Source organism: uncultured Roseicyclus sp., from assembly GCF_937892565.1.
Classification (GTDB): Bacteria; Pseudomonadota; Alphaproteobacteria; order Rhodobacterales; family Rhodobacteraceae; genus Roseicyclus.
On sequence record NZ_CALAHQ010000034.1, the window covers coordinates 16,479 to 34,361 of the forward strand.

Sequence of the window (17,883 nt, forward strand, 5' to 3'; positions counted from 1 at the left end):
AGGATTTCGCCCTGTCAGGTCCATTCCCCTTTTCCGCCATCGTCGGGCAGGAGGACATGAAGCTTGCCATGATCCTGACCGCCATCGACCCCGGCATCGGCGGCGTGCTGGTCTTTGGCGATCGTGGCACCGGAAAATCCACCGCCGTGCGTGGGCTTGCCGCCCTGTTGCCGCCGATCACGGCCGTCGCGGGCTGTCCGGTCAATTCCGCTCATGAGGGCGACATCCCCGACTGGGCACAGGTGACCGATCGCCATGTGATCGAAAAGCCGACCCCGGTCATCGACCTGCCGCTTGGGGCGACCGAGGATCGCGTGGTGGGCGCGCTCGACATCGAAAAGGCACTGACCCGCGGTGAGAAAGCGTTTGAACCGGGCCTTTTGGCGCGCGCCAATCGCGGATACCTTTACATCGACGAGGTGAACCTGCTCGAGGATCATCTGGTCGATCTGTTGCTGGATGTGGCGCAATCGGGCCAGAATGTCGTGGAACGCGAAGGGCTGTCGATCCGGCACGCTGCGCGCTTTGTGCTGGTGGGGTCGGGCAACCCCGAAGAAGGCGAATTGCGCCCCCAGCTTCTGGACCGTTTCGGCCTGTCGGTCGAGGTCACAAGCCCCCGTGATATCGACACGCGCATCGAGGTGATCCGCCGCCGCGATGCCTATGACCGCGACCCGATCGGTTTTCTGACCAATTGGCGTGGCAGCGACATGGACCTGCGCGCCCGCATCGTCGCGGCGAAGCGCGCGCTTGGACAGGCCGAGGCCGGCGAGCCGATCCTGCGCGATTGCGCCGAATTGTGCGTGGCACTTGGATCGGATGGGTTGCGGGGTGAATTGACGCTGCTCCGCGCCGCCCGCGCGCTGGCCACATTCGATGGTGTCACGACCGTCAGCCGCGATCATCTGCGCCGCGTGGCACCCGCAGCACTTCGCCACCGGTTGCGCCGCGACCCGCTGGACGAGGCCGGATCGACCACCCGCGTCGAACGCGTGGTGACGGAGGTTCTGGGGTGAGCCTTGGCGAAGACCGCTGGCAAAGGGTCAACCTTGCGCTGGCCTGTTTCGCGCTTGATCCCGCCGCCCTTGGTGGCATCTGGCTGCGCGCCCGTGTTGGCCCCGTCCGGGACCGGGTTCAAAAAGGTCTTGAAACATCCCTGCAAGGTCTGACGCTGCGCCGCTTGCATCCGGGCATCGGTGACGACGCCCTGTTTGGCGGCATCGATCTGGCCGCAAGCTTGGCCCAGGGAAAGATGGTGCGCACGCGCGGCCTTTTGGGTGGGTCTGCGGTTTTGGTGATGCCCATGGCCGAACGGGTGAAACCGGGCCTTGCCGCCCGATTGGCCAGCGCACTCGACACGAAAAGCGGCCTGTCGCTGATCGCGCTTGATGAAGGGGCCGAGCCGGAGGAAACCCTGCCAAGAGCCTTGGCCGATCGGCTGGCCATCCATCTGGATCTGGCCGACCAATGTCTGTCTGACGCGCCCGAACTTGCGCTTGACCCCGCCGATCTGGCCGAAGCGGCGAAACTTTTGCCACACGTCACCTTGCCCGATGGGGCTATCGCGGAACTGACCGAAGTTGCCGCGCGTCTTGGCATCGCGTCGTTGCGCGCACCGCTGCAAGCCCTGGCCGTCGCCCGCGCCAGTGCCGCGCTGTCTGGCGAAGACCGGGTCGAAAGCGCCGATCTGACGCTGGCGGTGGAATTGGTTCTGGCGCCCCGGGCCACACAAATTCCCGCATCGCAAGACAGCCCGCCAGAACCCCAGGCGCCCGATCCGCCACCCGCACCCGAGACCCAGCCCGACCACGCAAAGGATCAAGATCAGATCGACCTGCCACCGATCGAGATGCTGCTTGAAGCCGCCAAGGCGATGCTGCCCCCCGATCTTTTGGCCCGGCTTCAGGCTGGGCGCGCATCGCGCCGCGCGCCCGGCGCCACCGGCACGGGTGCAGCGAAAAAAGGGAACCGACGGGGAAGACCGCTTGCGTCCCGGCCGGGCCGCATGGGTGGCGATGCACGCGTGGATCTGGTGGCCACCTTGCGCGCAGCGGCCCCGTGGCAAGCGATGCGCCGCGCAGCCAGCGATCAACCCGACCGTTTGCATATCCGCATGTCCGACATCCGCCTGCGCCAGTTTCAGGAAACCTCGGACCGCGCGATCATTTTTGTCGTCGATGCCTCGGGGTCGGCGGCGATGGCACGACTGGCCGAGGCGAAGGGCGCCATCGAATTGCTGCTGGGCGAGGCCTATGCGCGGCGCGACCATGTGGCGCTGGTGGCGTTTCGCGGCGACGGATCCGAGGTTTTGCTGCCGCCCACCCGTTCGCTGGTTCAAACCAAGCGGCGGCTGGCGCAGCTTCCGGGCGGCGGTGGCACGCCGCTGGCGGCGGGTCTCAGGGCGGCACTGGAGCTGGCGATCATGGCCCAAGCCAAGGGCATGACGCCGTCAGTGGCGCTGTTGACCGATGGGCGCGCCAATGTCGATCTGGCAGGCATCGCCAATCGCGTTCAGGCTGGCTTGGATGCGACCGCCATGGCGCGTGCGATCCGGGCCCGGGGATGGCCTGCGATTGTGATCGACACCGGGCTTAGACCAACAGGCGGGCTGGATGTCTTGGCGCGCGACATGGGGGCGCCCTATCTGCCGCTGCCGCGCGCGGATGCGCGGACCCTGTCTGCGGCGGTGGATGCATCGCTGACCCCGGCATGACGCTGGCCGATCTGCCCCCGGCTGACTGGCCCAATCGCGGGGCCAGTCGGATCGTGGCCGCAAAGCCGCATCGCTGGCATGTGCAGGTGATGGGAACGGGCCCCGATGTGCTGCTGTTGCATGGGGCGGGGGCATCAAGCCACAGCTGGGCGCGGCTGATCCCCCATCTGACCGATCGCCACCGGGTCATCGCGCTTGACCTGCCCGGCCATGGCTGGACCCGCAGCCCAAGGGGCCGGGCCCGACTGGGCGATGTGGCCCATGATATCGCCACCCTTTGCGCGCATGAGGGATGGGCGCCCGAGATGGTGATCGGCCATTCAGCGGGTGGCGCAATCAGCCTTGAGCTGGCGCGGCAGGCGCTGATCAAGCCCCGGTCCCTCGTTATCGTGAACGGCGCGCTCGAGAATTTCCGCGGCACCGCCGGCTGGTTGTTCCCGGTGATGGCCAAGATGCTGGCGCTCAATCCGCTGACCGGGCTGCTGATTTCGCAAGGGGGGCGGTCGCTCGGACAGGTGCGTTCGATCCTGGCAAGCGCGGGCACCGAATTGGATGAGGCGGGGCTGGCCCGTTACGCCCATCTGATCCAGCGCCGTGCCCATGTCGATGGAACCTTGGCAATGATGGCGCAATGGTCGCTTGATGATCTGAACCGGGCGCTGCCAGGCATCGATACGCCGACGCTGTTCTTGCACGGGGCAGATGACGGGGCTGTGGAGCTGAGCGTGGCCGAACGCGCGGCCCGCGCCATGCCAAGGGCTGAGTTGATCGCCCTGCCCGGTATCGGCCATCTGTCCCATGAAGAAGCGCCCGCTCGGGTGGCCGACGCCATCGGCATCTTTGCGGCAAAACTGACCGCCCCATGAAAAAAGGCGCCCCTCTGGGGCGCCTTTCGATTGGTTTGCCGTCAGATCGCTTGCACGCTCACTGAGCCGTCAATGACACCAGATAAGCGTAGAGATTGATCGCGTCTTCCTCGGAACGGACGCGGAAGCTCATCGCGCCGCGAAACGAATTGTCGCCTGTTGCCTCGCGGATGTAACCGGTCGGGTCCTGCACATAGGCAACAAAGGTTTCTTCGGTCACCAAGATACCGGCGGCGTTCAGCGCCTGCATTCCCGGCGACCAACGGAAATCCGCGATATGCGCCCAAGGCTTTCCAGCGATATCATAAAGGTTTGGGCCGTTTCTGGCGTTGCGGCCAGCCAATGTATCACCGGCTTCGTTTTGAACGACGTGGCAAGCGACGCACTGGTTGAACAGGCGTTCACCGGCCGCAGCATCGCCTGAGGCGGCATGGGCATCTGCCATGGCCATCGGCGCGGAAAGAAGCGTTGCCGCCATAGCAAGCACGATTTTGCGACTCATCAGGTAGTCTCCCTCTCTCGTATGGTCCCGTGTGCGTTAAACTATGCCGTTTGGGGCAGGGTCCAGTGCCTTTTCACACAATTATGCGACGGCATGCGCGATGGCGCACTGTTTCCACAAAGTCTTGAGCGCAAGCACCAGATACTCGATATCGGCATCGCTGTGCAGCGGCCCGGGTGTAAAGCGCAAACGCTCCGTCCCCTTGGGCACGGTGGGGTAGTTGATCGGCTGCACATAGATGCCAAACTGATCCATCAAGATGTCGCTGAGCATCCGGCACTTGACCGGATCCTTGACCATCACCGGGATGATGTGGCTGTCGTTGCGCTCATGGGGGATGCCTTCGGCATCCAGCCGCGCGCGCAGGCGGGCAACCTGACGCTTTTGCATGTCACGTTCGACCGAGGATTGCTTGAGGTGGCGGATCGAGGCGGTCGCGGCCGCAGCCACGGCCGGCGGCAGCGCGGTGGTAAAGATGAAGCCCGAGGCAAAGCTGCGGATGAAATCGACCAGCGCGGCCGATCCGGTGATGTATCCGCCGACCACCCCGAACGCCTTGCCCAGCGTGCCTTCGATCAAGGTGATGCGATCCATCAGCCCTTCGCGTTCGGCCACACCGCCGCCGCGCGGGCCATACATGCCCACGGCATGCACCTCGTCGATGTAAGACATCGCGCCATGACGCTCGCAGACATCAAGGATTTCCTTGATGGGCGCGATGTCGCCATCCATCGAATAGACCGATTCAAAAGCCACGATCTTGGTCGCATTGGCAGGCAGCGCCGCCAGCTTGCGATCCAGATCGGCGGGGTCGTTGTGCTTCCAGATCAGCTTTTGGCAGCGCGCATGCCGGATGCCTTCGATCATCGAGGCATGATTCAATTCATCCGACAAGATCACCGCATTGGGCAGACGCGATCCCAAGGTCGACAGCGCCGCCCAGTTCGACACATAGCCGCTGGTGAACAACAGCGCCGCTTCCTTGTGGTGCAGATCGGCCAGTTCCGCCTCAAGCTGCTTGTGGTGCCATGCATTGCCGGAAATGTTGCGTGTGCCACCGGCGCCGGTGCCACATTCCTGAACGGTCTCGACCATGGCGCCGATCACCGCCGGGTGCTGGCCCATGCCCAGATAGTCGTTGGAACACCAGACGGTGACTTCGTCCTGACCATGGGAATGATTCTTGACGCGGGGAAATGCCCCGCATTTTCGCTGAAGTTCGGCAAAGACGCGATAATTGCCCTCCTGCTTGAGTTGATCGAGCTGGGATTGAAACAGCTTGTCAAAGTTCATCGGGCATCCTCGCTTGTCTTTATGGCTTGGTTGGGCACTGTCCGCTCCGCGAGCATCCAGCGCCAGAGTTTCTCGTCTGGAAGCGGAAGCACCATGAACCAGTGCTCCAGCAGGGCGAGCGCGCTGAGCGCGCTCAACAAGGCAAATCCGACAATGTCGGCCTGCGTTTCGACCGCCCAGATGCGCTCCAGAAAACAGGCCACGGCGAAACTGAGCGCCGTGATCGAAATCGGGAACAGCCAGTTCATCCGCGCGATGCGGAAATGGCTGGGCAGGTGGTTGAGATGTTCGGGGAGGAATTCCACATTGATCTTGCGGACCCCGAGAAAGAGATTGAGCTTGGCCGAAACCCGCGCGGCAAACAGCACCGCAAAGGTCCACATGCCGAACTGGTTTTCTGCGCCGTAGCTGGCCACGATCATCGCCAAAAGCGTGAAGGCCAAAAGCATCTCGTGATAGGCGATGGTGCCCCATGCGCGGATGAAGCGTTCCCATCCCTGCACGCCGTCCTTGAGTGGCTGGCGCACCGGGCCGGTGATCACGCCCGTCAGAAACGCCAGTTCTATCCAGCCCCAAAGCGCCAAGGCCGACAAGAACGCCACATAGACCCCTGCCACACTGTCATTGCCCAGCGTGTCGAGAAAGCCAAAGCCGCCCAGAAGCAAAAAGGGCAGGTTCCAAAGCACGGCCCAAAGCCGTGCCTTGGCGCCTTCGCGGTCGGCGCGCCGAACAGCCATAAGGATCGCCCCGGTGGCGAACCACCAGAGAAACAGGGCCACAAGGGCCGCGATCCAGGGCGAGGTCAGCATCAATATGCGGGCTCCATACGGCTAGAGGCCGGCACGCGATGCGTGACCGCCGGGATGGTGAACAGGCTGACAAAGGCGCTGGCTGCACGGGCGGTCGCCCCGATCCGCTTGATCAGATTTCCGGTCTTTTTGGCCCGCGCCAGATCGGCATTGGCGCGCTGAAGGGCCACCAGACCCTTTTGCCAACGCGGATGATCGATATCGAGCGTGATCGGGAACACCTGCTTCGAGATGGCAGAGGTCTTGGTAAACACCTCATGTGCGTACCAATCCGGGTCCACACCAAGGGCTGCGTGAAACGCCGGGCGCTGGTGGTCGCGCACATACATGGTGGCATAGACCGCCGTCAGGAAGAACTTGATCCACCACACATTGACGCCGCTGGTCAGCTTGGGATCGGTCTTCATCAGAAGCGCAAAGGCTTCGCCATGGCTGAACTCGTCGTTGCACCATTCCTTGAACCATTTGAAAATCGGGTGGAACCGCAACTCGGGGTTCTGTTCCAGATGGCGGTAGATGGTGATGTAGCGGGCGTAGCCGATCTTTTCCGACAGGTAGGTGGCATAATAGATGAACTTGGGCCGGAAATAGGTGTATTTCTTCTTTTGCGTCAGGAACCCGAGGTTCACCGCGATGCCCGCTTCGCGCAGGGCGTCATTGATGAAGCCCGCATGCCGCGCCTCGTCGCGTGCCATGAGCTGGAACAGCGTCACGATATCCTCGTTGTTGCCGCGCCGCTTCATTTCCTTGTAAAGCACGCAGCCCGAAAATTCGGCCGTGCAGGACGACACCAGAAAATCGATGAACTCTGCCTTCAGCTTGGGTTCCATCCCGTCCCAATCGACGTGGTCCCAATCTTCGTTTTTCTTGAAATGGCCCTTGTTGGGGTCGCTTTTCATCTGATCGATCAGCAAATCCCAATCCCGGCGAACCGGGGTCACATCGATCGCGTCCATCTCGTCGAAATCGGTGGTGTAAAAGCGTGGCGTCAGCAGCGTGTTTTGCATCGCAAGCGCGGTGGCGCCTTCGCTGTCGACGATGCCTTGATGATTGTCGGCGGCCAGCGCTTCTTCGACGGTGGCGGCGTCAGCGGAATGGGTCATGTCTTTCATAGCGAAACCTCCTCGCTGAACGAAAACTCGCACAATTCCATGAATTCGAAATCGCCGGTCATCCTGGTCCAGATCTGTTCCAGCTTGCTGGCGCGCGTGATGCGGGCGATGCGCTGTTCGCGGATCACCTCACCATAGGGTGCCATCACCGGCGGGCCCTGCACCTGAACCTCGTCGCCGGGGTTGATCACGGCGCCGTTCAGGAATTTCACATGTGCATGCAGGCTGTCGAAGCGGTGGCTGACCTCCACTTCGCAGGGTGCGGTTTCAAAATCTTTCGTAAGCCATCCCATGGGTCATTCCTCCAGCATGCGGGCGAAAACCCGCTCGTTGTCCGCCCCAAAGCCGAAAAGCTCGGCCCGGAAATCGGTTAGGTCGTCCCGAAGCCCGATGCGTCCGTCTGAAAAACGCACCAACCGGATAGGCTCCGAAGCATGGCGGCCAACGGCCCCCCTTTCGCGTTCCAGCACGCGGTAGATTCCGGCGACAAAGCCGCCCTCTGTCGGTCCAAGATCGGCGATGACCATGCCGTTGGCGTCAAGCACACGGGCCGATCCATCCATCTGACCGAAAATGCGGATCATCCGCTCCGTGACCACCGGCACCTCGGCCTCGGAGGGCGGCATCGCCTCGAGCGGGCGATCGGTCAGGCGGGCGTAGGCCACGATGATCAGAACCGAAACACACAAAACGAACATCGCACGCACCAGAATGGTGGGAACCATTTCGCGGTCACGCTCGACCAGCTTCTGTTCTTGTTTGGTATAGCTGCGGGTATAGGCCATGGCGCTTACTCCGCTGCGACCGGCTGCCGGGCTGCCGGAGCGCGTTCGATGACGGGTTCGGATACGGCGGTTTCCGCCGCCTCCGACAAGATCGCCGCAACCTTGCGCGCGTCAGGGATGCAACGCAGCGCGGGCTGGGTCTGTTTCACCATCCAGGGGCGCACATGCGGCCATGTCAGGATATAGGACAGCCGCGCGCCGTCATCCTCCATCAACTCCAGCGCGATGGTGCCTGTGCCGTTCTTGCGCACGCCCAGATTGGCATTGGCGATCTTCTTGAACGGAAGGTTCAACGTCATCGTCAGCGCCGCACCAATGCGCATCGCCACCCGCTTGTTGGTGATGGTATAGACCGCTGCCTTGGCCTGCATCAGGGCGACCATGGCCAGAATGGCGCAAACGATCAGCCCCAGCACCAGAAAGAACGACGCCGCCGTGGCGCTGTCGGCCCAGCTTTCGGTCGCGGCACCGCCGATGGTGCGCCATGCGAACAAAAAGGTGAAATAGCCCGCCACCCACCAGAAATTCAGGCTTTCGCGGGCCAGCTGCCACCAATCTGGCTGGCCCTGCCACAAGATATGTTCACCCGGCGGAAGCTTTTCGGGAAGTCCGCGCACAGGTTCGGCGGCAAAATCGTCATGATCATGAGACATCGGTCGTTTCTCCTTCGTCGGTCGTGGTCCGGCGCGCGGGTCTGATGCGCGCGCCGGTTTTGAGGTCACAGAAGCGGGTCCAGACGATCCTGTGATGCATAGAGAATACCGCCGCCGTAGTAGGCAGAGATCTTTTCTTCCTCGAGCAGCGTGATCTGCGTGGAGGATTTGGTCAGCGGCACGGCGGCGAAATGCTTGCCATAGATCGAGTTGATCTTCACCTTGCCGCCCCAGATCCGGCAAAAGGTCATCGGCACCAGCCGATTGCCACCGCCATGTTCGGCATTCAGTTCGATCTCCAGATAGCGGATCAACTGTTCGGGGGCGTCGATCCACATGTCGCCAATCGTGCCGACCACGGCGCCATCGCCGGCCACCACGGGAAGCCCGCGCGGATCGCGCCCGGCCGACACACGAAAGGTTTCGGTCTTGCCCATCGGCACGATCTTGGCGTGGCCATGGCCATCAAGCTCCGGCACATCGCGGCGCGGCACCCAGGAACCCGACCCGACACCGGCGGTCATGGCATCGCCGGTGGGATCATAGGGGTAGCCATTGCTGGTGCCAAAACTTGAGCGTTCCATCGCCAGATCGGCGCGGCGGTGGGCGGCTTCGTTCTCGGGCGATGGCACGGTGACCTCACCACGGCCATGCATCAGCTTGAATGTCTTGGGATTGGGGACCGGGAACGGCCCTTGGTTGGGTGCAAGCGTGCCGTCCTCGTTTTCCAGAGGATAGCCTTCGCGCATGTTTTCGGTCTGCAGATAATAGATCAGCAGGGCGAAAAAGATCCAGAACAACCAGATCGACAAGCTGGCGAGATCGAAGTTGCCGAAGAATGTAGCTTCCATGATGGGGTCCTCTCGGGTTCGGCGGGTCTCAGGTGGGCAGGTCGGCGAGCCCGAACTTCCCGGCCCCCCCGTTCCTGTAGGGTGTTGCAGTGCGCACCAGCGGCCCAAGGGCCACCAGCGTCACGAAAAGCAGAAGGATCTCGATGTGGTAGACCACCGAATAGCCGGTGGCCGGGTCGTTCAGCGCGACGCCCAGATGGCCCTGCGTCGCGGCGGAATTGACCAGATCGCGGATACCGCCACCGATGGCGATGGACAGGCCCGCGGCCGTAGCCTGTGCCGCCCCCCATGCGCCCAGCGCAAGACCACGCCCCGCGCGACCCGCGGGCATGGTCATTGCCGCGGTCAAGGTCGCGACGGCGAACAGGCCGCCACCAAAGCCGATCAGGCAAGCACCAAAAAAGAACATCTCGGGCGAGCCCATGGGATCGGCAAAGATGACAGCGGAAAACGCCGCAAGCCCGGCCAGAATCCCGCGCGCACCCATGCGGTAGGGATTGATGCCAGCCCCCAGCCATTTCGCAGCCAAGGCAAAACCTGCCAGCGCGCCGGCCGCCCAACTGGCCGTCAAAAGGGTGGTGGATGACACGCTCAGGCCCAAAATCTCGCCGCCATAGGGCTCGAGCAGCACATCTTGCATGTTGAAGGCGATGGTGCCCAGAAACACCACCACCAAAAGCCGCCCCGCGGTGCCGCCGGCGGCGTAATCGGCCCATGCATCGCGGAAACTGGGGCTTGGGGCGTCGCGTTCGGCGCGGCTCATCGGGCGCACGCGTTCCTGTTTCCACAATGCGATCACGTTCAGGATCACGGTCACAACCGCCGCGCCCTGAACCACACCGATCAGTTCCAGCGCGGTGAATTCCTTGAGCAGGTAGCCGATCACAAGCGACGACACCGCCATGCCGACCAGCAGCATGACATACAAAAGCGCCACCACCCGTGGCCTTGTGTCATCGGTCGCGCGGTCGGCGGCCAGCGCCAGACCCGCGGTCTGGGTCATGTGCATGCCCAGACCCGTCATCAGAAAGGCCAGCGCCGCCAGCACCTCACCGGCAAAGGGGATGTCATGGTGCACCTGTGTGACATCGCCGCCCAAGACCAAAAGGGCGGCAGGCATGATGGCAAGACCGCCAAACTGCCACAGCGTGCCAAACCACAGATAGGGAATACGCTTCCAGCCGATGGCGGATTTGTAAGTGTCGGATTTGAAGCCCAACAGCGCGCGGAACGGCGCGATCAGAACCGGCAGCGCGACCATGGCGGCAACCAGAAAGGCCGACACCTTCAACTCCACGATCATCACGCGGTTGAGCGTGCCCAGCAAAAGCACGGCCGCCATGCCGACCGAAACCTGAAACAGCGACAGGCGCAGCAATTGCCCAAGCGGCAGATCGTCCGAAGCCGCATCCGCAAAGGGCAGATACCGGATCGATATGCGCTTGAGCACGCTCATGCCCGATACTCCAGACATGTCGAGATGTAGAAACCGCGGGCAACGCGTTCGATTTCGGCGATCGACCCTTTTGCGCCGTGGCGGGTCGCCTCTTGCGACAGGCGGCGGGGATCATGGGGGATCATGGTGGGTGAGCGGTCAGACCGCGGGAACAGCTTGCCCAAGCTCCAGAACGCCATCAGGAACGGCGTGCGCGGCGCCACGGTGAACACGACCGATGTGCCGATGCGGGGGCAAAGATGGGCCAGCGCGCGGCCCAGATCGGGGGCCTCGTAATAGATCATGCTGTCCATCGCGATGACGTGATCGAATTGGCCCAACCCCTCGGCCAGCATGTCACCCGAGGTAAAGGTGACACGGGGCGCCAAAGCCACCGGCAGGCGCTTGGCCGCGATCGCGACCAAGGCGGGCGAAATGTCGATGGCCACCACATCGGCGCCGCGCCGCGCCAGTTCCTCGGTCATGGCACCCGTGCCACAACCGGCATCCAGCACGCGCTTGCCGGTCAGATCATCGGGCAATTGCCCCAACATGATCGCCCGCATCCGGTCACGGCCTTCGCGCACGGTCTGGCGAATGCCCGACACCGGCGCGTCCGAGGTCAGACGCTCCCATGTGCGGGTGGCGGTGCGGTCGAAATATTCTTCGACCCGGTCGCGCGTGCGCCCGTATGTCGGCGTTGCCACCATCAATCGAACCCCAGCAATTCAAAGATGTGCCGATCTTCCAGCGGGGCGGGCGACAAGGGATCGGTGCCAGCCAACAGTGTCTGGGCCAAGCGGATGTATTCGGCGCGGCACTGCACGATATCCTCGTCATCGGGCATCTCGAACAGGGTCTTTTTCTTCAAGCGCGACCGCCGGATCGCATCCACATCGGGCATATGCGCGATGCGCTTGAAACCCACCTCGGCGCAGTAGCGGTCAACCTCATCGGTCGCCTTGGACCTGTTGGCAACACAGCCCGCAAGGCGCACATTGTAGTTCTTCGACTTTGCCTGCACCGCGGCGATGATGCGGTTCATGGCATAGATGCTGTCGAAATCATTGGCCGTCACGATCACCGCACGGTCGGCGTGCTGAAGCGGGGCCGCAAACCCGCCACAGACCACATCGCCCAGCACGTCAAAGATCACCACATCGGTGTCTTCCAGCAGGTGATGCTGCTTCAGGAGCTTGACCGTCTGGCCCACGACATAGCCACCGCAGCCGGTGCCGGCGGGCGGGCCGCCTGCCTCGATGCACATCACGCCGTTGTAGCCGGTGGTGACGAAATCCTCGGGGCGCAATTCCTCGGCGTGGAAATCCACATCCTTGAGGATATCGATCACTGTAGGCTGCAAATGCCCGGTCAGCGTGAATGTGCTGTCGTGCTTGGGGTCGCAACCGATCTGCAACACCTTCTTGCCCAGCTTGGAAAAGGCCGCCGACAAGTTGGAACTGGTCGTCGATTTGCCGATCCCGCCCTTGCCATAGACGGCAAAGACCTGTGCGCCTTCGATCTTCATCTCGGGGTCGAGATGGACCTGAAGCGATCCCTCGCCATCCTCGCCCTTGCGCAAGACCGGGGGGGCGCCCAGATCGCGCCGGGCCAGACCTTCTGCCTCGCGGGCATTGGCGCGGGCGGCGGGGGGTGATCTTTCGTCCAGCATGGGTGTCGTCCTTCCTATTCAGCGGCCACGCCGGGGGTCAGACCCTCAAGCCTGTCTTCCAGCTCATCCGCGCCAGCCTGAAGCGCGGCCAATGTGGCCTCATCGGGGTGCCAGTAGTTCCGTTCGGATGCCTCGAGCAGGCGGTTGGCCATGCGAACCGAGGCTTGTGGGTTCAACGCGGCCATCCGGCGGCGCATCTCTTCGTCCAGCACGAATGTCTCGGACAGGCGTTGATAGACCCAAGGATCGACCTGACCGGTTGTGGCCGACCAACCCAGCGTGTTGGTCACCTGTGCCTCGATCATGCGCACGCCCTCATGGCCATGTTTGAGCAGCCCCTCGAACCACTTCGGGTTCAAGCTGCGCGCCCGGGTTTCCAGCGCGACCTGATCCTTGAGCGTGCGCACCTTGCCCTCGCCGCGGGTCTGGTCGCCGATGAAAACCGGGGCTTCCTGACCACCCTTGGCGCGTTTGACCGCCCGTGAAATGCCGCCCAGCGTATCGAAGTAATGATCGACCGTCGTGACGCCCAATTCGACCGATTCAAGGTTCTGATAGGCCAGATCGACATCTTTCAACGCCGCCTGCAAAAGCCCCGCATTCTTGCGGGCCTTGCCATCCAGACCATAGGCAAAGGATTTCCGCGCCTGATAGGCATCGGCCAGTTCATCCTCTTCGCCCCAGGCGCCGCTGTCGACCAGTTGATTGACATTCGAGCCATAGGCGCCTTCGGCATTGGAAAAGACGCGCAAGCTTGCCTCTTCCATGCCAACGCCCATCTTGTCGGCGTAATCCAGCGCATGCGCGCGGACAAAGTTCATATGAAGCGGTTCATCCGCAATGGCCGCCTTATGGGCCGCTTCGGCCAGCATGCGGGTCTGAAGCGGCAGAAGATCGCGGAAAATCCCCGAAAGCGTCATCACCACATCGATGCGCGGCCGGCCCAGTTCGGCCAGCGCGATCAGATCGGCGCCACACAGCCGCCCATAGCCATCAAAGCGGGGGCGCGCGCCCATCAGCGCCAAGGCCTGTGCGATCGGGCCGCCATCGGACTTGATGTTGTCGGACCCCCACAAGACAAGGGCGACCGACCGGGGAAATTCCCCTGCCGCCTCGATCAGGCGCTGGGCCTGTTTCGCGCCATCATGCAACGCGAAAGCGGTGGGCATGCGAAACGGATCGAACGCGTGGATGTTGCGCCCGGTCGGCAGAACCTGCGGGCTGCGGATCAGATCGCCACCCGGCACGGGTTCGATGTAGCGCGCCGACAGCGCCCGCATCAGCCCGGTCAACTCTGTCTCCTGGCGCAACAGCTTTTCGACCCGCGCCCGAGTGTCCGGGTCGGTTTCGGCCATCACACGCAAATGGTCGTGCAACGCGGCCTCGGTCATCGGGCGGCCCACGACATGCAAGCCATCGGTGATCAGCGCGTCTTCGGTTTCAAGCAGCGTCAGCCACAGCCGGTCTGGGTTACGCTCGGTCAGATCGACAGCATCGGCCTGTGTGTCGATCAGCGCGGCCAGTTCAGCACGCTCATGGGCATCGGGGGCCAGCGCGCGCCACCGCGTCAGGCTGTCTTTCAAATCCAGCAAGCCCTTGTAAAGCCCCGCTGAGGCCAGCGGCGGCGTCAAATGCGTGATCGTCACCGCATTCGAGCGTCGCTTGGCCAGCGTCGCCTCGGACGGGTTGTTGGAGGCGTAAAGATACACATTCGGCAGCTCACCGATCAGCCGGTCCGGCCAATCGCGCGCGCCAAGCCCGGCCTGTTTGCCCGGCATGAATTCCAGCGCGCCATGCATTCCGAAATGCAGCACGACATCGGCAGAATAGCTGTTGCGCAGCCACAGGTAGAATTGAGCAAAGGCATGGGTCGGTGCAAAGCCGCGCTCGAACAACAAGCGCATCGGGTCGCCCTCGTAACCGAATGTCGGCTGCACCCCCACAAAGACATTGCCAAAGTGCCGGCCCAGAATGAACACGCCGCGCCCGTCGGACTGTATCTTTCCCGGCGCAGGGCCCCAGACCGCCTCGATTTCCGTCAAATGAAGGGTATGGCGCACGATGGTATCGGCATCGACATGGGCGGCGACGTTCGCCTCCTGGCCATACTGCTTGGCATTGCCTTGCAAGATCGCGCCGCGCAGATCATCCACCGACGCCGGAACCTCGACCGCGTAGCCATCGGCCTTCATCCGCGTCAGCGTGTTGAACAGGCTTTCGAACACGCTCAGATAGGCCGCCGTGCCGACCGCGCCCGCATTGGGCGGAAAGCCGAACAGCACGATCGCCACCTTTTTCTCGGCATTGCGTTTGCGCCGCAAAACCGCCAGCCGCCGGGTCTTTTCGACAAGGCTGTCGATCCGCTCGGGGCAGGGCGCCATCGCCTTGGTGCCCGATTGGCTTTTGCAGGCCAGCGCGCAGCCCTGACAACCATCGACACCATGCCGCCCGCCGAACACGGTGGGGTTGGTCGCGCCATCAATCTCGGGCAGGGCGACCAGCATGGTGGTTTCCACCGGACCAAGCCCGCCACCCGATGACGACCACTGACCAAGCGTCTGAAACTCGATCGCATGCGCCGCGATATAAGGCACATCCAGATCTTTCAGAACCGCCACCGCCGCCGCGCTGTCATTATAGGCCGGTCCACCGATCAGGCTGAACCCGGTCAGTGACACCATGGCGTCGATCTTGCCGCCCGCGAAATACGCCTCGAGCGCGGGCCGCCCGTCCAGCCCACCGGCAAAAGCGGGCACAACGGCCAACCCGGCCGCCTGCATCTTGCGGATCACACCATCATAATGCGCGGTGTCGGATGCCAGCACATAGCTGCGCATCATCATCAGACCCACGGTGGCCACCGGGTTTGCGGGCTGTGGCAGGTCTGCGAGCCTGGTGGTGATCCGATGGCCCGGCAGATCGGGGTGATACAGACCCACCTCGGGGTAATCGATGGGTGCCGCCGCGCGCGCGCCCTTGAAGGCGCGATCGCTGGCATAGCTGCCGATCAGAAAGCGGATCATCTGTTCGACATTGTCGTCGGATCCGCCCAGCCAATACTGCATGGTCAAGAACCACGCGCGCAGATCCTGCGCCTTGCCGGGAATGAACTTCAGGATCTTGGGCAGGCGGCGCAAAAGCTTCATCTGCTTTTCGCCGGAATTTGCCGAGGGCTCTTTCGATCCGCGCAGCTTTTTCAACAGCTTCATGGGCCCGGTCGCGGGCTTCATCATGTCCAGATCGCCCATGCGCGTCAGCTGGACGACCTCGCGCGCCGAAATCATGCCGATCATCGCATCACAAGACCCGCGCCGCGCCATCAGATCGGGCAAGATCGCGGTGATGTGTTCCTCGATGAACAACAGGTTCGCAATGATGATATCGCCATGACGCACGGCGATGCGCGCCTCTTGCAGGGCGGCGGGGTTTTCGGCCCATTCGGCGGCGGCATGCACGCTGACGTTCAACCCCGGAAACGCACCCGACAGCCGTTCGCTGACCCGCGCCGCCGGACCCGCCGCATGGCTGTCGAGCGTGACGATGACGACCCGGTAGCCGGGAATATGATCACCATCACCGCGCATAATGGGCCTTTGCCTCATAGAGCGTGTCGATGCTGATCTGCGTCACGCCGCGCTCGGCGGCGAATTTCTCGGTGTTGCGGCGCGCCTTGCCGCGCACGAAAAAGGGGATCTTCTTCAATTCGCGTTCGGCATCGACCAGCCAGATCATGACATCGGCGCCAGTTGTCACAGGCATCTCTTCGTCTATCTTTGCTTCCGAAATACTCCGGGGGGGCTGCGCAGCAGCGGGGGGCTGGCCCCCCTCCATCGGTTTCGGGGCGTGGCCGCCATGGTGGCTGGCGCCGGCCGCATCGTGAAATTCGAAATCCTCGCGGAACATCGACAGCAGATGCTCCTCCAGCCCCATCACCAACGGATGGATCCAGGTGTCAAAGATCACATTCGCACCTTCCCAGCCCATCTGCGGGGAATAGCGGGCGGGGAAATCCTGAACATGGACGGGCGCCGAGATCACCGCGCAGGGGATGCCCAGACGCTTGCCGATGTGGCGCTCCATCTGGGTGCCCAGGATCATCTCGGGCGCGGCCTCTTCGATGGCCTTTTCGACCTCGAGGTAATCATCGCTGATCAGCGCCTCAAGCCCGAGATCCTTGCCAAGGGCACGCATCGGCCGGGCAAATTCGCGGTTGTAGCACCCAAGGCCTACCACCTCAAAGCCCATCTCATCGCGTGCGATGCGGGCGGCGGCCATCACATGGGTGGCATCCCCGAACAAGAAGACGCGCTTGCCGGTCAGATAGGTGCTGTCAACCGATCGCGACCACCAGGGCTGGCGAAGGCGGCCAAGATCCTTTTTCGGCGCAACGCCGCAAAGCCGCGCCACTTCGGCCACGAAATCATGCGTTGCACCCACCCCGATGGGCACGGTCTTGGTGTAGGGAATGCCCAAGGCCCGTTCCATGTGGCGGGCAGCCGTTTCGGCATGCTCGGGATACATCAGAATATTGACATGCGCGGCACCCAGCCGGGTCAGGTCATGGGGCGTGGCATCGAACGGGGCCACGACATTGATGCCGATCCCCATGTCATACAGCAGACCCTTGACCTCTTCGATGTCGTCACGATGGCGAAAACCCAGCGCCAGCGGGCCGATCAGATTGGCGGTGATCTCGGGGGTGCGATCCACGGGCTTGGCCAGTGCCTTGACCAGTTGGTAGAATGTCTCGTCGGTGCCAAAGTTTTCCTTGCGCTGGTAGCTTGGCAATTCCAGCGCAATCACGGGAACAGGCAGGCCCATCGTTTCGGCCAGACCACCCGGATCGTCCTGGATCAGCTCGGCCGTGCAGGACGCGCCGACGATCAACGCCTGCGGCTGAAAGCGGTCAAAGGCATCCTGGCAGGTCTTTTTGAAGATGCCGGCGGTATCGGAACCCAGATCGCGGCCTTCAAAGGTGGTGTAGCTGACGGGCGGGCGCTGGCCCCGCCGTTCGATCATGGTGAACAGGAGATCGGCATAGGTGTCGCCCTGCGGCGCATGCAAGACGTAATGCAGACCCTTCATCGCGGTTGCGACGCGCATGGCGCCGACATGCGGCGGGCCTTCATATGTCCAGACGGTCAGCTTCATGGCAACACCCGGGGCGCTGCCCCGGACCCCGGCGTATTTGG

The 17,883-nt window shown here is 62.9% G+C and carries 16 protein-coding genes; 3 read left to right on the forward strand and 13 right to left on the reverse strand.

The features are described from left to right. Positions 1–11 precede the first annotated feature (11 nt). The 3 genes from bchI to bchO are packed head-to-tail and all read left to right on the forward strand — an operon-like array spanning position 12 to position 3,579. On the forward strand, positions 12–1,016 hold the full coding sequence (gene bchI, locus Q0094_RS04680; protein WP_297615872.1) for a magnesium chelatase ATPase subunit I: 1,005 nt from the start codon (positions 12–14) through the stop codon (positions 1,014–1,016). After that, on the forward strand, positions 1,013–2,713 hold the full coding sequence (locus Q0094_RS04685; RefSeq protein WP_297615761.1) for a magnesium chelatase subunit D: 1,701 nt from the start codon (positions 1,013–1,015) through the stop codon (positions 2,711–2,713). Before bchI ends, Q0094_RS04685 begins: the two co-directional genes overlap by 4 nt. Next, a complete protein-coding gene (gene bchO / locus Q0094_RS04690) occupies positions 2,710–3,579 on the forward strand; it encodes an alpha/beta fold hydrolase BchO (protein ID WP_297615763.1) in 870 nt (289 codons plus the stop codon). The genes Q0094_RS04685 and bchO overlap by 4 nt, the downstream gene beginning before the upstream one ends. 58 nt (positions 3,580–3,637) lie before the next feature. Here the strand turns inward: bchO and Q0094_RS04695 are convergent, their stop codons facing one another. From Q0094_RS04695 to bchB, 13 genes are all read right to left on the reverse strand, one after another. Then, positions 3,638–4,081: a c-type cytochrome gene (locus Q0094_RS04695; protein WP_297615765.1), complete on the reverse strand. Its 444-nt coding sequence runs from the start codon at positions 4,079–4,081 to the stop codon at positions 3,638–3,640. 81 nt (positions 4,082–4,162) lie between these two features. Beyond that, positions 4,163–5,374 (reverse strand): 5-aminolevulinate synthase, encoded by a 1,212-nt coding sequence (gene hemA / locus Q0094_RS04700; protein ID WP_297615767.1) that lies wholly within the window; start codon positions 5,372–5,374, stop codon positions 4,163–4,165. Beyond that, positions 5,371–6,183, reverse strand: a complete 813-nt coding sequence (gene puhE / locus Q0094_RS04705; RefSeq protein ID WP_297615769.1) for a putative photosynthetic complex assembly protein PuhE — start codon at positions 6,181–6,183, stop codon at positions 5,371–5,373. Before puhE ends, hemA begins: the two co-directional genes overlap by 4 nt. Beyond that, positions 6,183–7,295, reverse strand: a complete 1,113-nt coding sequence (gene acsF, locus Q0094_RS04710) for a magnesium-protoporphyrin IX monomethyl ester (oxidative) cyclase (protein WP_297615771.1) — start codon at positions 7,293–7,295, stop codon at positions 6,183–6,185. Before acsF ends, puhE begins: the two co-directional genes overlap by 1 nt. Further along, positions 7,292–7,588 carry a hypothetical protein gene (locus tag Q0094_RS04715; RefSeq protein ID WP_297615772.1) on the reverse strand — a complete coding sequence of 99 codons (297 nt, stop codon included), beginning with the start codon at positions 7,586–7,588 and terminating at the stop codon, positions 7,292–7,294. The genes acsF and Q0094_RS04715 overlap by 4 nt, the downstream gene beginning before the upstream one ends. Positions 7,589–7,591: 3 nt before the next feature. After that, the gene (puhC, locus tag Q0094_RS04720) at positions 7,592–8,080 is read right to left on the reverse strand and encodes a photosynthetic complex assembly protein PuhC (protein WP_297615773.1); all 489 of its coding nucleotides are present in this window, start codon (positions 8,078–8,080) and stop codon (positions 7,592–7,594) included. Between the two features lie 5 nt (positions 8,081–8,085). Beyond that, positions 8,086–8,733 (reverse strand): photosynthetic complex putative assembly protein PuhB, encoded by a 648-nt coding sequence (gene puhB, locus Q0094_RS04725; RefSeq protein WP_297615775.1) that lies wholly within the window; start codon positions 8,731–8,733, stop codon positions 8,086–8,088. A gap of 65 nt (positions 8,734–8,798) precedes the next feature. Next, positions 8,799–9,584 (reverse strand): photosynthetic reaction center subunit H, encoded by a 786-nt coding sequence (gene puhA / locus Q0094_RS04730; protein WP_297615777.1) that lies wholly within the window; start codon positions 9,582–9,584, stop codon positions 8,799–8,801. Between the two features lie 28 nt (positions 9,585–9,612). Then, the gene (locus Q0094_RS04735) at positions 9,613–11,040 is read right to left on the reverse strand and encodes a PucC family protein (RefSeq protein WP_297615779.1); all 1,428 of its coding nucleotides are present in this window, start codon (positions 11,038–11,040) and stop codon (positions 9,613–9,615) included. Next, positions 11,037–11,729, reverse strand: a complete 693-nt coding sequence (gene bchM, locus Q0094_RS04740; protein WP_297615781.1) for a magnesium protoporphyrin IX methyltransferase — start codon at positions 11,727–11,729, stop codon at positions 11,037–11,039. Before bchM ends, Q0094_RS04735 begins: the two co-directional genes overlap by 4 nt. Next, positions 11,729–12,547, reverse strand: coding sequence for a ferredoxin:protochlorophyllide reductase (ATP-dependent) iron-sulfur ATP-binding protein (gene bchL, locus Q0094_RS04745; RefSeq protein ID WP_297615874.1), 819 nt, complete (start codon positions 12,545–12,547; stop codon positions 11,729–11,731). The genes bchM and bchL overlap by 1 nt, the downstream gene beginning before the upstream one ends. Before the next feature lie 158 nt (positions 12,548–12,705). Then, complete coding sequence (locus tag Q0094_RS04750) at positions 12,706–16,275, reverse strand: magnesium chelatase subunit H (RefSeq protein ID WP_297615783.1); 3,570 nt, start codon at positions 16,273–16,275, stop codon at positions 12,706–12,708. Continuing rightward, positions 16,265–17,842 carry a ferredoxin:protochlorophyllide reductase (ATP-dependent) subunit B gene (gene bchB / locus Q0094_RS04755; RefSeq protein ID WP_297615785.1) on the reverse strand — a complete coding sequence of 526 codons (1,578 nt, stop codon included), beginning with the start codon at positions 17,840–17,842 and terminating at the stop codon, positions 16,265–16,267. Before bchB ends, Q0094_RS04750 begins: the two co-directional genes overlap by 11 nt. Positions 17,843–17,883: the final 41 nt, after the last annotated feature.

What these genes read in the sequence shown, in the direction of transcription:
- puhE (WP_297615769.1), bottom strand. Translation starts at nt 6,183, where the DNA reads ATGCTGACCTCGCCCTGGATCGCGGCCCTTGTGGCCCTGTTTCTCTGG.
- bchO (WP_297615763.1), top strand. Translation starts at nt 2,710, where the DNA reads ATGACGCTGGCCGATCTGCCCCCGGCTGACTGGCCCAATCGCGGGGCC.
- Q0094_RS04750 (WP_297615783.1), bottom strand. Translation starts at nt 16,275, where the DNA reads ATGCGCGGTGATGGTGATCATATTCCCGGCTACCGGGTCGTCATCGTC.
- hemA (WP_297615767.1), bottom strand. Translation starts at nt 5,374, where the DNA reads ATGAACTTTGACAAGCTGTTTCAATCCCAGCTCGATCAACTCAAGCAG.
- bchM (WP_297615781.1), bottom strand. Translation starts at nt 11,729, where the DNA reads ATGGTGGCAACGCCGACATACGGGCGCACGCGCGACCGGGTCGAAGAA.
- Q0094_RS04715 (WP_297615772.1), bottom strand. Translation starts at nt 7,588, where the DNA reads ATGGGATGGCTTACGAAAGATTTTGAAACCGCACCCTGCGAAGTGGAG.
- puhB (WP_297615775.1), bottom strand. Translation starts at nt 8,733, where the DNA reads ATGTCTCATGATCATGACGATTTTGCCGCCGAACCTGTGCGCGGACTT.
- puhC (WP_297615773.1), bottom strand. Translation starts at nt 8,080, where the DNA reads ATGGCCTATACCCGCAGCTATACCAAACAAGAACAGAAGCTGGTCGAG.
- acsF (WP_297615771.1), bottom strand. Translation starts at nt 7,295, where the DNA reads ATGAAAGACATGACCCATTCCGCTGACGCCGCCACCGTCGAAGAAGCG.
- bchL (WP_297615874.1), bottom strand. Translation starts at nt 12,547, where the DNA reads ATGAAGATCGAAGGCGCACAGGTCTTTGCCGTCTATGGCAAGGGCGGG.
- Q0094_RS04695 (WP_297615765.1), bottom strand. Translation starts at nt 4,081, where the DNA reads ATGAGTCGCAAAATCGTGCTTGCTATGGCGGCAACGCTTCTTTCCGCG.
- bchB (WP_297615785.1), bottom strand. Translation starts at nt 17,842, where the DNA reads ATGAAGCTGACCGTCTGGACATATGAAGGCCCGCCGCATGTCGGCGCC.
- Q0094_RS04735 (WP_297615779.1), bottom strand. Translation starts at nt 11,040, where the DNA reads ATGAGCGTGCTCAAGCGCATATCGATCCGGTATCTGCCCTTTGCGGAT.
- puhA (WP_297615777.1), bottom strand. Translation starts at nt 9,584, where the DNA reads ATGGAAGCTACATTCTTCGGCAACTTCGATCTCGCCAGCTTGTCGATC.